Genomic DNA, 15112 nt, shown 5'->3' with positions numbered 1-15112 from the left:
GCGCTTTTTCGACGTCTGGCTGGAGAAGCATTTTCGAGCGAAGTGGCTACCGGTTCGCGTGAAGAAAATGCGTCAAAACAAAGGGATAGAGAATTTCAACGCTTCGAAGCGGCGCGGGAATGCTCTGAGGAGGGAACATCATGACGATCACGGTCATCAAGAACGCCGACGTCGTTGTCGCCTGGGATGCGGAAGCCGCCCGGCATGTCTATCTGCGCGGAGCCGATGTCGCCTTCGAGGATGGCACGCTGCGCTATGTCGGCGCCCGCTATGAGGGGCAGGCCGACGAGACCGTCGACGGCCACGGGCGCATGGTCATGCCCGGCCTCGTCAACATTCATTCGCACCCCTCGAGCGAGGCGCTCAACAAGGGCTTCCTCGACGAGCTCGGCTCGCCCGCGCTCTACAATTCCTCGCTCTACGAGTTCATGCCGATCCTGCGGCCCGATGCCGAGGCGGTGCCGGACTGCGTGCAGGTCGCCTATTCCGAACTGTTGCTCTCCGGCGTTACCACGCTCGCCGATCTCTCGGTCGCCCATCCCGGCTGGCTCGATCTGGCCGCCGATAGCGGCCTGCGCGTCTGCGTCTCGCCGATGTTCCGCTCGGCACGCTGGTACACCAAGAACGGCCATGTCGTGGAATACGAATGGGACGAGAAGGCCGGTGCCGCTGCCATGGCGACCGCCTTCGACGTCATCGAGCAGGCGCAGAAGCACCCGTCCGGCCGGCTCTTCGGCATGGTCTGCCCCGCCCAGATCGACACCTGCAGCGAGGGCCTGATCAAGGACAGCTACGCCGAAGCCAGGCGTCGCGGCCTGCCCTGGCAGATCCACGCCGCCCAGTCGACGGTCGAGTTCCACGAGATCACCCGCCGCCATGGCGTGACGCCGATCCAGTGGCTGGAGAAGCTCGGCGTCCTCGGCGAGACCAGCATCGTCGGCCACGGCATCTTCCTCGACGATTATCCGCGCCTCGGCTGGCACAGCCGCCGCGACCTCGCGCTGCTCGCCGAGACCGACACCATGGTCGCCCATTGCCCGACGGTCTTCATGCGTCGCGGCATCGCGCTCGATGATTTCGGGCGTTATCGCCGCGCCGGCGTCCGGATCGGCCTGGGCACCGACACCTATCCGCATAACATGCTCGAGGAGATGCGCCATGTCGGCTATGTCGCCCGGCTGATGGCGGAGAACCCGCGTACGCTCACCACCACCGACATCTTCGAGGCCGCGACCACGGCCGGCGCTGCCGCGCTCGGCCGCGACGACATCGGGCGGCTTGAAGCCGGCTGCAAGGCCGACCTCGTCATGGTCGATCTCAGGCACCCGATGATGCAGCCGCACCGCGACCCCGTTCGCAGCATGGTCTATGCCGCTGCCGAGCGCGCGGTCGACCGCGTCTATGTCGACGGGAAGCTCGTCGTGCGCGACGGCACCGTCCTGACCATGGACTATCCCGCGGCGGCTTTGCGCCTCCACGAAGCTCAGAAGCGGACGGAAGCTGCGGCACCGGGCAATGACTGGATCAAGCGTCCGGTCACCGACTATTCGCCGCTGACCTTCCCCGTGAAGTAAGCCGGCGGCAGAGCCCGGGCCGCGTCGTCGTGCGGCGGCCAGCCCGGGCTGTGCCTTGCGCATGGCCGCATCGCCGCATTGTGAGCCCCTGCGTCACGCCGCCCGCTTTCGGGCGGCGCCGGCTGGCGATAGGGTGGCGGAATGGTGCAGGTGGATCCGACAGCGCAAGCCGGGGCGGGCTCTTCGAGCCGCAACGGGCTTCTGTTGCTTGGCGGCGGCTTCTTCGGGCTGTTGCTGGCGGGCCTGCTGCTGTGGTGGCGCGAGGGGGACCGGCTCTTCACCGACGGGCTCATCGCCGCCATCGTCGCGTGTTTCTAGCGGCTTGTAGTCCGCTCTTCCGGGAAGCTCTTCGTGAACCGCCGTATCGTCCTTCCTCTCGTCGTGTTCCTTGCCGGCGCGCTCGCGCTGGCCGCGGCTGCGATCCTGACCTTCGCGCCTGGTCGCCAGGGCGGAGGGAGCGGCACCGCGAGCGTCGGCGGCCCCTTCACGCTGACGACGCAGGACGGAACGCCGCTTTCGGACACGGATCTGAAGGGTTCGCCGTTCCTGGTCTTCTTCGGCTTCACCCATTGCCCGGATGTCTGCCCGACCAAGCTCTTCGAGATATCCGAGGCGCTGCGGGCCGCTGGCGAGAGCGACAAGGCGAAGAGGCTCAAGGCGCTGTTCATCACCGTCGACCCGGAGCGCGACACGCCGGAAACCATGAAGAGCTATCTCGGCTCCTTCGATTCCCGCATCATTGGCCTGAGTGGCGACCGGCCGGCGATCGACGCCGTGGTCAAGGCCTACCGCGCCTACGCCAAGAAGGTGCCGCTGAAGGATGGCGACTACACGATGGACCACACCGCACTGGTCTATCTGATGGGCAAGGACGGCAGCTTCATCGGCGCGTTCAATATCGAGCAGACTCCGGCACAGGCTGCAGCGGAATGGCTGCGTCACTCGTAGCCGGCGCCTCGACGGGCGCGCGCCGGCGCGCCAGCCCGTGCTCGGTTTTGTTCCAGACGAAGCGGCGATTGAAGTACTCGTAGAGCGCCATCCAGGCGGCGACCGAGACCAAAGCGTAATAGAGCGGCAGCAGCGGCAGCAGCAGGAGCAGGCCGGGTGAGCCCCTGCGCAGCGCGCCGACCGCCGGGGGCGCGAAAAGTGCGACGCTTCCGAGAAGCCAGACGCAGAGGGCAATCGTCGAGGTGACGGTCGCGAACGTGCCGACCGGGGCGAACAGCGAACCATCCCAGTAGGCGAGCAGCGCGGCGAGGGCGAAGACCGGATAGCCCAGCGCTGTCGCGATCGTGCCGAAAGTCAGCGACAGGAAGGCAAAGCTCGCGCTCAAACCGGCCTCTCGCAGCAGCGCGAGCGGGTTGCGCGAATGCGTCACCAGGGTCTGCATGTAACCCTTGATCCAGCGCGAGCGTTGCTTGAGCCAGGCCAGGATCGTCAGAGGCGCCTCCTCACGCGTCGTCGAGGGCAGATCGCAGATGCGATAGCCCGCGCGTACCAGCCGCAGGCCGAGATCGGCATCTTCGGTGACGTTCCAGGCGTCCCAGCCGCCGACCTTGCGCAACACCTCGGTCCGGAAATGGTTCGAGGTGCCGCCCAGCATAATCGGCAGCTGGAACAGAAGCAGGCCGGGGTTGAGCACCTCGAAGAGCCCGGCATATTCGAGGGCGAAAAGGCCAGGGAGAGTGCCTTCCTCGGCGTGGTCGATCACGAGCCTCGCCTGCAGGCAGGCAAGTTCAGGTGGCGCGCCAAGGAAGCGTGCTGCCGCCATGCGCAACTGCTGCCGGTCCGGGATGTCCTCGGCGTCGAAGATGGTGAACAGCGAACCGCGGGCTTCGAGCAGCGCGAGATTGAGCGCCCGCGGCTTCGTGCGCGGCACGCCCGGCGGCACGACCGTCACGGTGAAGTGCGGCGGCAGCGCCATCTTTGCCAGCGCCGTGCGCATGCCCGCATCGTCGGCCTCGATCAGCAGGCGGATATCGAGCTTGGCTGGCGGATAGTCGAGGGCGCAGAGCGCATCGGTCAATTGCCGCAGAACCGCCTCCTCGCGGTACATCGGCACGGCGACCGTGTAGACCGGCAGGCGCGCATCGTCGACGCGCCACCGATGGCTTTGCCAGAGATCGGGCGTCGTGCGTTCGATCGTGGTCGCGAGGCGCAGCATGATGAGGCCGAGAAAGAGCGGGCCGAGCAGCAGGGCGAGCGCGAAGAACGTTTCGAGCGGCGCGAAGATGCCGCCGATCGCCGCCGCAGTGAGACTGATGCCCGTGGCGATCACCTGGCCGCGGCCGGCGCCGGTGCGGGCGCTGTCGCGGAGGAGCCCGGTCTCGTCGAGCCCAGCGGCATGGCGCGCCAGTTCGGCGGCATTGGAACGGCGCAAGGCCTCGGCGAAGCGGCGCGGCGTTGTCACCGCGATATCCGCGCGCCGTCGCGGGCCGCCTTCGAGCATTCGACGCAGCGCCGGCCCTTCCGGCGCGAGTACGAAGCGGAGCGAGGTCCCTTCCTCCGTGGGCGCGATGCCCTGGCGCAGGATCGCGCCATATCCGCCACCCGGCAGCAGCGACGGGGGAGTGGATCGGAATGATAGGCCCATCTCGGCCGCCAACGCACGGTAGAAACCGACTTCGTCGATCAGGCCGAGCGCCATGGCTTCGCGCGCGGGATCGGTGCGGTTGCGCATGGCGCGCTCGGCTGCCCGCCTCAGCGCGGCAGGGGCTACGCCGTGCCGCGCGAGAAAAGCGATTTCGACCGGAAAACCCGCAGTCGCGAGTCCGGGATCGATCGAACAGCTGTCGCTACCGCTGTCCCCCACCGGCCCGGTCCCGCCTCATGCAGCAGTTCCGGCGCGAACGCGCCTGAACAACTCATGGTTGCCGATTATATACCGGGAGTCGAGAGCCTCGAGGCAAGAACTTTGGGCGTGCGAGGCGACGATCAGCGTCCCGCCAGGATCTCCGCGACCTGCGGGATATCCTTGTCGCCGCGGCCGGAGAGATTGACCACCATCAGATGGTCCTTCGGCTTCTGCGGGGCAAGCTCGGCGACGCGGGCGAGGGCATGCGCCGACTCCAACGCTGGAATAATACCCTCCAACCTGGAGATCAGCTGGAACGCCTCCAGCGCCTCCTCGTCGGTGGCCGAGAGGTACTTCACCCGGCCGACATCGTGCAGCCAGGAATGCTCGGGGCCGATGCCGGGATAATCGAGCCCGGCCGAGATCGAGTGGGCGTCCTTGATCTGCCCGTCATCATCCATCAGCAGGAAGGTGCGGTTGCCGTGCAGCACGCCGGGGCGCCCGCCGGTGAGCGAGGCCGCATGCAGGCCGCTCGGGATGCCGTGGCCGGCGGCCTCGACGCCGTAGATCTCGACGGAGGCGTCGTCGAGGAAGGGGTGGAACAGCCCCATCGCATTGGAGCCGCCGCCGATGCAGGCGATCAGCGAATCCGGCAGGCGGCCTTCGGCCTCCTGCATCTGCTCGCGGGTCTCCTTGCCGATGATCGACTGGAAGTCGCGCACCATCGCCGGGTAGGGATGGGGGCCCGCGACCGTGCCGATGCAGTAGAACGTCGTCGCGACATTGGTCACCCAGTCGCGCAGCGCCTCGTTCATCGCGTCCTTCAGCGTCTTGGTGCCGGATTCGACCGGAACGACGGTGGCGCCGAGCATCTGCATGCGGAAGACGTTGGGAGCCTGACGGGCGACATCGACCGCGCCCATATAGACGATGCATTCGAGGCCGTAGCGGGCGCAGAGCGTCGCGGTCGCGACGCCATGCTGGCCGGCGCCGGTCTCGGCGATGATGCGCTTCTTGCCCATGCGCCGCGCCAGCAGGATCTGGCCGAGCACGTTGTTCACCTTGTGGGAGCCGGTGTGGTTCAGCTCCTCGCGCTTCAGGTAGATCCTGGCGCCGCCCGATAGGCCGGAGGCCGTCGACTGACTACGAAAATGCTCGGTCAGTCGTTCGGCGAAATAGAGCGGCGAGGGCCGGCCGACATAATGCTTCAGCCCGTCCGTCATCTCGGCATGATAGGCCGGATCGGCCTTGGCTGCGCTATAGGCCTGCTCCAGCTCGAGGATAAGCGGCATCAGCGTCTCCGCGACGAAGCGGCCGCCGAACAGGCCGAAGCGGCCGTTCTCATCGGGGCCGTTGCGGTAGCTGTTGGGGTTGGAGGGGGCGTTCATGCGCTCGAGCCTTCCTGTACTGCCGCAGCGGCCTTGCGGGCCGCCGCGATAAATTCCGCGATCCATTGCGGGTCCTTGACCCCCGGCGCGCTTTCGACGCCCGAGGAGACGTCGACGGCCGCCGGCCGGGCGATACGAATAGCGTCCGCGACATTCGCCGGATCGAGCCCGCCCGATAGCATGAAGGGAAAGCCGGGGTCGAGATCGGCGAGCAGCGTCCAGTCGAAGGGCCGGCCGTGGCCGCCGGGATAGGCCGCGTCCTTCGGCGGCTTGGCGTCGAGCAGGATGCGGCCGGCCACGTCGCGATAGGCCGCGATGGCTGCGAGATCGCCGGTTTCGGCGATGCCGAGCGCCTTCATCACCGGCCTGCCGCTTGCCGCGGCGATGGCTGAGACCAGTTCCGGCGGCTCGGAGCCATGAAGCTGCAGCCAGTCGGGCTTCAGGAACCGGGCCAGTTCGGCGGCGCGCTGCAAGTCCCAGTCCACGACCAGCGCGACGATCTCGGCCTTGCCGCGTGCCATGTCGGCCAACTCGGCGGCGCGCTCGGGCGTGACGAAGCGCGGGCTCTTCGGGTGAAAGTTGAGCCCGATCATGTCCGCGCCGGCATCGAGCGCGGCACGCATGGTCTCGGGGGTTGAGAGACCGCAGATCTTGACCAGGAACGGGGAGCCAATCGACATGGCCGAGCCTTTAGCATGGTCCGTTCGCCGGTGCATGCCGTACTTGCGACATGATGGCGAAGGAAGTCATGCTGAACGGGGCGACGAAGGGGGCACGGATTGGTCCGGCTGGGCATGGGCAGGCGCGGTCTGGCGGTTTTGGCGGCATTGCTCGCCATGTCCGGCCTCGCTGCCGCGGGGTTTTACTATGTCAGCCAGCCGCACACGCTGCGTCTGGCTGTCGGCCCCCTCGGCTCCGAGGATGCGCGTATGGCGGCGGCCTTCGTCCAGGGCCTCAACCGCGACAAGGCCGCCATCCGCCTGCGCCTCATCCTGACGGAAGGCTCCGAGGACAGTGCGAAGAAAATCGATGCCGGACAGGCCGATCTTGCCATGCTGCGGGCCGACATCGCCATGCCTTCCACCGCAGACACGGTTCTGATCACCCGGCGGACCTTTCCCTTTTTCATCACGACCAAAGAGAGCGCCATCGCCCGCATTGCCGATCTGCGCGGCCGCAAGGTCGGCGTGATCCGCAACCCGCCGGGAAATCTCACCCTGCTCAAGCGCGTCCTGACGCAGTACGAGGTGCGGCCCGAGGATGTCGAGATCGTCGCCCTGGCGCCCGACGAGGTGATCCCGGCGGCGAAGGAGGGGCGCATCGAGGTGTTTTTCTCGATCAATGCCGTCGGCTCGCACACCAACAATGAAGGCCTGCGCCGCCTGCGGACCGCCTGGGGCGAGGACCCGGTCCTGATCCCGATCCGCGAGGCCGACGCGCTGGCGGCTCACTATCGCGCGATCGAATCCGGTGAGATCGTCCGCGGCGCGCTGGGCGGCGACCCGCCCCGGCCGGCCGAGGGCCTGCAGACGATCTCGATCACCTCGCGCCTCGTCGCTGCGCAAAGCCTCGACGACAATCTGGTCGGCGACCTGACCAAGGACGTCCTCGGTCTGAGACTGACGCTTGCGGGGGAGGTGCCGGCAGTGCAGGCGCTGGAAACTCCCTCGACCGACAAGGACGCGCCGCTGCCGGTCCATTCGGGCGCCGCAGCTTATATCGACGGCGAGCAGGAGACCTTTTTCGATCGTTACGGCGATTGGTTCTATATCGGTGCGATGGCCCTGTCGGCGGTTGGCACCGGCGGCGCCGCGCTGCTCAGCCGCGACAGCGCCAACCGGCGCCGCCGCGCCATGTCCGGCCTCGACGAGCTATTGGAGTTGCTTACCGTGATCCGCTCCTGCGAGGACGAGGCGGAACTCGCCCGGCTCGGGCGCGAGGCGGACCAGATTCTGACCCGCGTTCTCGCCGACTATGCCAAGGGCGACCTCGATACCGCCGCTCTGGCCGCCTACCGGCTTGCCATCGATCAGGTCGGCCGGGCCGTTGCCGAGCGGCAGCGGGCACTGGCCGAAGTCTGAGCATGCTCACCTTTCGGCAGCCTCAACGGTTGCCGAAACGCCTTCCAGCGTTTATGTGCAGCGCAACGAATTCCGGATTCACGTGAAACTGGCTGCGCCGGCAGGGCTTCGAACCTGACCGGCTCGTGGCCTTGAAAGCAAGGCCCTATCCGCATGTCCATGCGCAACATCGCCATCATCGCGCACGTCGACCACGGCAAAACCACGCTCGTCGACAAGCTGCTGCAGCAGTCTGGCACCTACCGCGACAATCAGCGCGTCATCGAGCGCGTGATGGATTCGAACGACCTCGAGAAGGAGCGTGGCATCACCATCCTGGCCAAGGCGACCTCGGTCGTCTGGAAGGATACGCGCATTAACATCGTCGACACGCCCGGCCACGCCGATTTCGGCGGCGAGGTCGAGCGCATCCTGAACATGGTCGACTCCGCCATCGTGCTGGTCGACGCGGCCGAAGGCCCGATGCCGCAGACCAAGTTCGTGGTCTCGAAGGCGCTGAAGCTCGGCCTTCGCCCGATCGTGGCGATCAACAAGGTCGACAAGCCCGACGCACGCGTCACCGAAGTCATCAACGAGGTCTTCGATCTCTTCGCCGCGCTCGACGCCACCGACGAGCAGCTCGACTTCCCGATCCTCTACGGTTCGGGCAAGCAGGGCTGGATGGCCCATTCGCCGGAGGGCCCGCAGGACAACGGCCTCGCGCCGATGTACGACCTCATCCTCTCCCATGTGCCGGAGCCGACCGTCGAGGAAGGCCCGTTCCGCATGATCGGCACGCTGCTGGAGGCCAACCCCTATCTCGGCCGCATCATCACCGGCCGCGTGACCTCGGGCACGGCCAAGCCGAACCAGACCGTCAAGGTGCTCTCCGGCGACGGCTCGGTCGTCGAGACCGGCCGCATCTCGAAGATCCTCGCCTTCCGCGGGCTGGAGCGCCAGCCGATCGAGGAGGCCGTCGCCGGCGACATCGTCTCGATCGCGGGCCTGGTGAAGGGTTCCGTCGCCGATACCTTCTGCGACCCCTCGGTCGAGACCCCGATCAAGGCGCAGCCGATCGATCCGCCGACGGTGTCGATGACCTTCATGGTCAACGATTCCCCGCTCGCCGGCACCGAGGGCGACAAGGTCACCACCCGCGTCATCCGCGACCGCCTGTTCAAGGAGGCCGAGGGCAACGTGGCGCTGAAGATCGAGGAAGCTTCCGACAAGGACAGCTACATCGTCTCCGGCCGCGGTGAATTGCAGCTCGCGATCCTGATCGAGACGATGCGCCGCGAGGGCTTCGAGCTCGGCGTCTCGCGTCCCCGCGTGGTGCTGAAGCGTGGCGAGGACGGCCAGCTGCTCGAGCCGATCGAAGAGGTCGTGATCGACGTCGACGAGGAGCATTCCGGCGTCGTCGTGCAGAAGATGTCGGAGCGCAAGGCCGACATGCTGGAGATGCGCCCGTCGGGCGGCAATCGCCTGCGTCTCGTGTTCCACGCCCCGACCCGTGGCCTGATCGGCTACCAGGGCGAACTGCTGACCGACACGCGCGGCACCGCGATCATGAACCGGCTGTTCCATGACTACCTGCCCTATAAGGGCGAGATCGGCGGGCGCCGCAACGGCGTGCTGATCGCGATGGAGACCGGCGAGGCCGTGGCCTATGCGCTGTGGAACCTCGAGGATCGCGGCCCGATGATGATCGAGCCGGGCTGGAAGGTCTATCAGGGCATGATCGTCGGCGAGCACACCCGCGAGAACGATCTCGAGGTGAACGTGCTCAAGGGTAAGAAGCTCACCAATATCCGCACGACGTCGAAGGACGAGGCGGTCCGCCTGACCCCGCCGATCCGCATGACGCTGGAGCGCTCGCTGGCCTGGATCGACGACGACGAGCTCGTCGAAGTCACGCCGAAGTCGATCCGCCTGCGCAAGGCGATCCTCGACCCGAACGAGCGCAAGCGCTCGCAGAAGCAGAAGGCCGAAGTGGCCTGAGGAATTGGGCCGCCATATTGGCGGCCCTTTTCATTTCGGCCCGGTTCAGCGGCTCATCAAGAGCGGCAGCGGCGTGGACTTCAGCAGCGACTGCGTGACACCGCCGAGCAGCCATTCGCGCAGTCGCGAATGCTTGTAGGCGCCGCAGACGATCAGATCGGCGCGGAAATCCGCTGCCGCCTGCCGGATCGTCTCGGCCACATCGTTCTTTCCGCTCACCGCGACGTTCCGAACGGTCACGGACGCGCCGTGGCGCGCCAGATGCGGCGCCAGCTCCGTTCCCGCGACGAAGCGCGACAGATCCTTCTCGCCGGTGACGGAGAGAATCTCGACCTCGGCACCTTTCAGGAACGGCCGGACTTCTGCGACCGCGCGCGCGGCGCCCGCACTGCCGTCCCAGGCGATCAGGATGCGCTTGGCGGCAAAGGCTTCGGCACCTGGCGGCACGATGATCACTGGCCGGCCGCTGTCGAACAGAGCGGCTTCGATCAGGCCCCGGTCGCGCTCTGCCGCGTCCTTCTCGACATCGAGCACGGTAAGGTCGTGGACGCGGGCTTCGCTGACGAGCCGGTCGGCGAGCTCGGCATAGACCAGTTGTGGCGTCTCGATGGTGCTGGTTACGCCCGCGAGGCCGGCGCTGGTCTTGGCGTGCTCGGCGAAGCGCTCGGCGAGCGCGCTGATGCGGCGGTTCTCGACGTTGACGAAGCTGGCGCCAAAGTCTCCGACGAACGAGGCCGGAACGGCGTAGCGCATCGCCGCCGCCTGGATCGTCAGATGCGCGCCGGCCTGCTCGGCGAGCGACAGGGCATAGCCCAGCGCGGTGTCATGCTCGCCCAGACCTTCCTCGGTATAGGCGGTGAAGACGCTCTTGATCGACGGGGCCATCGAAATCTCCGGTTGTTGGGCAATGTCCGGCACACGTTTGCCGGATCATTCTGCCTGCGCCTTGCGCTGGGTCAAATGCCCCAGGGGAAACCGGAGGCGCGTCGGCATCGAAGTCTCCGTTCTGCGCGGGGCGCAGTGCCTGGGTGACGGCGGCTGCGCTTGTCGGCCTGTCCCGGCTCTGATCCTGTGTGCGCCTTCCGGAGGAGGATCACTGCCATGCAATTCCGCAATCTCGGCCGTTCGGGCCTGCGCGTCTCGCTCGTCGGGCTCGGCTGCAACAATTTCGGCGGGCGCATCGATCTCGACGCGACCCGCAAGGTGGTCGATGCTGCGATCGAGCACGGCATCACCCTGTTCGACACCGCCGATGTCTATGGCGAGCGCGGCGGCTCGGAGACGGCGCTGGGCGAGGTGCTCGGCGCAAGGCGCAAGCAGATTGTGCTGGCGACCAAGTTCGGCATGGAGATGGATGCCGAGGGCGTGAAGAAGGGCGGTTCGCGCCGCTACATCATGAGTGCGGTCGAGGATTCGCTGCGCCGTCTCAAGACCGACTGGATCGATCTCTGCCAGCTCCACCGGCCCGATGCGCTGACCCCGATCGAGGAGACGCTGCGCGCGCTCGACGACCTCGTCCGCCAGGGCAAGGTCCGCTATGTCGGCTGCTCGAACGTCGTCGCCTGGCAGGTTGCCGATGCGCAATGGACGGCGCGCGATCTCGGCATTCCCGGCTTCGCCTCGGCGCAGGACGAGTACAGCCTGCTGAAGCGTGGCGCCGAAAAGGACCTGATCCCGGCCATCGCCCATTACGGCATGGGTCTCCTGCCCTATTTCCCGCTCGCCAATGGCGCACTGACCGGCAAGTACAAGCGCGGCGCGGCGATGCCGGAAGGCGCACGCCTGACCAAGCTGCCGCAGCGTGCCGGCGAGATCTTCAGCGAGGATAACTGGCGCAGGATCGAGGGTTTGACTGCCTTCGCCGAGGCGCGCGGCCACAGCCTCGTCGAGCTCGCCTTCTCCTGGCTCGCCGCGCAGCCGGTCGTCTCCAGCGTCATCGCCGGCGCGACCAAGCCCGAGCAGGTCGCGGCCAACGTCAGAGCGGCCGACTGGGCGCTGAGCGCCGAGGAATTGGCGGAGATCGATGCGATCGTGAAGTAACGTGTCGTCTTTCTCGGGCCGCGCATCGCGCGGACTCGAGAATCTCAGGACAAGCGTGCACTGGTGAAAGAGATGCTCGGGTCAAGCCCGAGCATGACGGCTTGGGCGCCGCCATTCCTGACAGCTTCTTGCACGTCGCGCCGCCATCGCAATGGACCCGCTGCCTGCGCCCGCTTATGGTCCGCGCCATGAGCGATGCAGCCACGAACGCCCCCGCCCTGAAGCCCGGCGACCACCTCTTTCTGGTCGACGGCTCGAACTTCATCTTCCGGGCCTATTTCCAGTCGATCAACCAGGACCGGAAATACAACGCCCGATCGGACGGTCTGCCCTCCGGCGCGGTCAGGCTCTTTGCCACCAAGCTCTTCCAGTTCGTGCGTGAAGGCGTGCTCGGCGTCAGGCCGACTCATCTCGCCATCGTCTTCGACAAGTCGGAGAACTCGTTCCGCAAGGCGATCTACCCCGCCTATAAGGGCAACCGCTCCGAGCCGCCGGCCGATCTCATCCCGCAATTCCCGCTGATGCGCGAGGCGGTGCGCGCCTTCGGTCTCATCCCAGTCGAGCAGGATGTCTACGAGGCCGACGACCTGATCGCGACCTATGCCCGTCAGGCCCGCGAGGCCGGTGCCGAGGTGCTGATCGTTTCCGCCGACAAGGACCTGATGCAGCTCGTTGGGCCGGGTGTCGCGATGTACGACCCCGCCTCCGGCGACCAGAAGAAGGGTGCCGGCTTCCGGGCCGAGCGCCGCATCGGCGAGCCGGAGGTGGTCGAGTATTTCGGCGTCACGCCGGATAAGGTCACGCATGTGCAGGCGCTCGCGGGCGACGCCACCGACAATGTGCCGGGCGCGCCCGGCATCGGCATCAAGACGGCCGCGCAGCTCATTGGCGAATATGGCGATCTCGAAACCCTGCTGGCGCGGGCCGGCGAGATCAAGCAGCCGAAGCGCCGGGAGACGCTGACCAATCCGGAAGTGATCGAGAAGGTCCGCATCTCGCACAAGCTCGTCACGCTGGTCGACGATGTGAAGGTCGAGACGCCGCTGGAACACCTGACGCTCGAACAGCCGGACCCGGCGAAGCTCGTCGCCTTCCTCAAGGCGATGGAATTCACCACCATCACCAAGCGCGTCGCCGAGGCCTATGAGGCCGATGTCGGCGCGATCGACCCCGATCCCGCGCTGGCGCCGGGCGGCTCGCGCGCGGCCGAGCTCAAGGCGCTCTATGCCGGCGCCGATGCCATAGAGGACGCCGTCTCTGCCACCGGCCCCGCTGCGCCGTCGCCGGCCGCGACTGCGCCGGAGGCCGGCGGTGGCGAGGCCGGCTGGATGAAGCCAGCCGATCTGGCCGCGTCCCGCAAGAACGAGGCGATCGCGGCCAAGATCGACCGCTCCAAATACGAATGCCTGCGCACGCTCGCCGATCTCGAACGCTGGATCGGCTGGGCCTATCAGGCCGGCCATGTCGCTCTCGATACCGAGACGAATTCGCTCGACGCGATGCAGGCCGATCTCGTCGGCATCTCGCTGGCGGTTGCGCCCGGCCGCGCCTGCTACATCCCACTTCAGCACCGTGCCGGGGATGGCGGCCTCTTCGACGAGGGCTTGCTGCCGGAGCAGATCCCGCTGGCGCAGGCCGTCGCGGCCTTGAAGCCCCTGCTTGCCGACAAGGGCGTGCTCAAGATCGGCCAGAATCTGAAATACGATCTACTGGTGCTGGAGCGCCACGGGCTCTCCGTGTCCCCGATCGAGGACACGATGCTSATYTCCTATGCGCTSGATGCCGGCAMYAACAGCCACGGCATGGACAAGCTCTCGGAGCTGCATCTCGGCCACGAGACGATCCCCTATGCACAGGTGGCCGGCAGCGGCAAATCGCAGGTGACCTTCGACAAGGTGCCGCTCGACAAGGCGACCGACTATGCCGCCGAGGATGCCGATGTCACGCTGCGCCTCTGGCTCGCGCTGAAGCCGCGGCTGGCCGCCGAGAAGAAGACCGCGGTCTACGAGGTGCTGGAGCGGCCGATGGTCGCCGTGCTCGCCGCCATGGAAACGCGCGGCATCGCCATCGACCGGCAGATCCTGTCGCGCCTCTCCGGCGATTTCGCGCAGGGGCTGGCGCGGCTCGAGGACGAGATCTACGAGCTTGCCGGCGAGAAGTTCACCATCGGCAGTCCCAAGCAGCTTGGTGACATCCTGTTTGGCAAGATGGGGCTGGCAGGCGCCAAGAAGACCGCGACCGGCCAATGGGCGACCGGCGCCGGCGTGCTGGAGGATCTCGCCGAGCAGGGCCACGCGCTGCCTTCGAAAATTCTCGAATGGCGCCAGCTCGCCAAGCTGAAATCGACCTATACGGATTCGCTGCCGGGCTATGTGAACCCGCAGACCAGCCGGGTCCACACCTCCTATGCGCTGGCGGCGACGACGACGGGCCGGCTCTCCTCCTCCGAGCCCAATCTGCAGAACATCCCGATCCGCACGGAAGCGGGCCGCAAGATCAGAACGGCCTTCGTGCCCGAGAAGGGCTATAAGCTCGTCTCGGCCGACTACAGCCAGATCGAATTGCGGTTGCTCGCCCATATCGCCGAGATCCCGCAGCTCCGGCAGGCCTTCGCGGATGGCATCGACATCCACGCGATGACGGCCTCCGAAATGTTCGGCGTGCCCGTGCAGGGCATGCCGAGCGAGGTGCGCCGCCGCGCCAAGGCGATCAATTTCGGCATCATCTACGGCATCTCGGCCTTCGGCCTCGCCAACCAGCTCGGCATCGGCCGCGAGGAGGCGAGCGCCTATATCCGCAAATATTTCGAGCGCTTCCCCGGCATCCGCGACTACATGGACCAGACCAAGACCCATGTGCGCGCCCACGGCCAGGTCACGACGATCTTCGGCCGGGTCTGCCATTTCCCGGCGGTTTCCTCGAAGAACCCGTCGGAGCGCGCCTTCGTCGAGCGCCAGGCGATCAACGCACCGATCCAGGGCTCGGCCGCCGACATCATCCGCCGCGCCATGACCCGCATGGACAACGCACTGGCCGCCAACCGGCTCAATGCCCGGATGCTGTTGCAGGTCCATGACGAGCTCGTCTTCGAGGTGCCGGAGGAGGAAGTCGCAAGGACCCTGCCGATCATCGAGAAGGTGATGGTCGAAGCCCCGCATCCGGCCGTGCAGCTCAGGGTGCCCCTCGCCGTCGAGGCCCGCGCCGCCGACAACTGGGACGAGGCGCACTGAGGCCGCCGGGAACCGGGCCGATCCATCC

11 protein-coding genes are annotated in these 15112 nt (G+C 66.9%); 7 read left to right on the top strand and 4 right to left on the bottom strand.

The window, feature by feature from the left end:
* Positions 1-140 precede the first annotated feature (140 nt).
* The 3 genes from AC1DEZ_RS16970 (at position 141) to AC1DEZ_RS16960 (ending at position 2522) form a co-directional block, all read left to right on the top strand.
* Positions 141-1574 carry an amidohydrolase family protein gene (locus tag AC1DEZ_RS16970; RefSeq protein ID WP_476780099.1) on the top strand — a complete coding sequence of 478 codons (1434 nt, stop codon included), beginning with the start codon at positions 141-143 and terminating at the stop codon, positions 1572-1574.
* Between the two features lie 141 nt (positions 1575-1715).
* Positions 1716-1892: a hypothetical protein gene (locus AC1DEZ_RS16965; RefSeq protein WP_476780098.1), complete on the top strand. Its 177-nt coding sequence runs from the start codon at positions 1716-1718 to the stop codon at positions 1890-1892.
* Positions 1893-1925: 33 nt separating this feature from the next.
* Positions 1926-2522, top strand: coding sequence for an SCO family protein (locus tag AC1DEZ_RS16960; RefSeq protein ID WP_441509943.1), 597 nt, complete (start codon positions 1926-1928; stop codon positions 2520-2522).
* Here AC1DEZ_RS16960 and AC1DEZ_RS16955 read toward each other — a convergent pair.
* The 3 genes from AC1DEZ_RS16955 to AC1DEZ_RS16945 form a co-directional block, all read right to left on the bottom strand.
* Positions 2467-4254: a glycosyltransferase family 2 protein gene (locus AC1DEZ_RS16955; protein ID WP_476780097.1), complete on the bottom strand. Its 1788-nt coding sequence runs from the start codon at positions 4252-4254 to the stop codon at positions 2467-2469. The genes AC1DEZ_RS16960 and AC1DEZ_RS16955 overlap by 56 nt on opposite strands.
* Before the next feature lie 254 nt (positions 4255-4508).
* Positions 4509-5756 (bottom strand): tryptophan synthase subunit beta, encoded by a 1248-nt coding sequence (gene trpB / locus AC1DEZ_RS16950; RefSeq protein WP_476780096.1) that lies wholly within the window; start codon positions 5754-5756, stop codon positions 4509-4511.
* A complete protein-coding gene (locus AC1DEZ_RS16945; RefSeq protein ID WP_476780095.1) occupies positions 5753-6436 on the bottom strand; it encodes a phosphoribosylanthranilate isomerase in 684 nt (227 codons plus the stop codon). Before AC1DEZ_RS16945 ends, trpB begins: the two co-directional genes overlap by 4 nt.
* Before the next feature lie 114 nt (positions 6437-6550).
* On the opposite strand from AC1DEZ_RS16945, the gene AC1DEZ_RS16940 reads away from it, so the two are divergent.
* Together AC1DEZ_RS16940 and typA are read left to right on the top strand one after the other, a co-directional pair.
* Positions 6551-7837: a TAXI family TRAP transporter solute-binding subunit gene (locus AC1DEZ_RS16940; protein WP_441509939.1), complete on the top strand. Its 1287-nt coding sequence runs from the start codon at positions 6551-6553 to the stop codon at positions 7835-7837.
* Positions 7838-7990: 153 nt separating this feature from the next.
* Positions 7991-9814, top strand: coding sequence for a translational GTPase TypA (gene typA, locus AC1DEZ_RS16935; protein WP_441509938.1), 1824 nt, complete (start codon positions 7991-7993; stop codon positions 9812-9814).
* Positions 9815-9859: 45 nt separating this feature from the next.
* On the opposite strand, the gene AC1DEZ_RS16930 is transcribed toward typA, so the two are convergent.
* Positions 9860-10699: a universal stress protein gene (locus AC1DEZ_RS16930; protein WP_476780094.1), complete on the bottom strand. Its 840-nt coding sequence runs from the start codon at positions 10697-10699 to the stop codon at positions 9860-9862.
* Between the two features lie 216 nt (positions 10700-10915).
* Between AC1DEZ_RS16930 and AC1DEZ_RS16925 the strand changes: the two genes are divergently transcribed.
* Positions 10916-11854, top strand: a complete 939-nt coding sequence (locus AC1DEZ_RS16925) for an aldo/keto reductase (RefSeq protein WP_476780093.1) — start codon at positions 10916-10918, stop codon at positions 11852-11854.
* Positions 11855-12042: 188 nt separating this feature from the next.
* A complete protein-coding gene (gene polA, locus AC1DEZ_RS16920) occupies positions 12043-15084 on the top strand; it encodes a DNA polymerase I (RefSeq protein ID WP_476780092.1) in 3042 nt (1013 codons plus the stop codon).
* The last annotated feature ends 28 nt before the right edge of the window (positions 15085-15112 follow it).

This window comes from Allobosea sp. 10L422, assembly GCF_056395345.1.
This window is presented reverse-complemented; position numbering and strand designations above follow the sequence as displayed.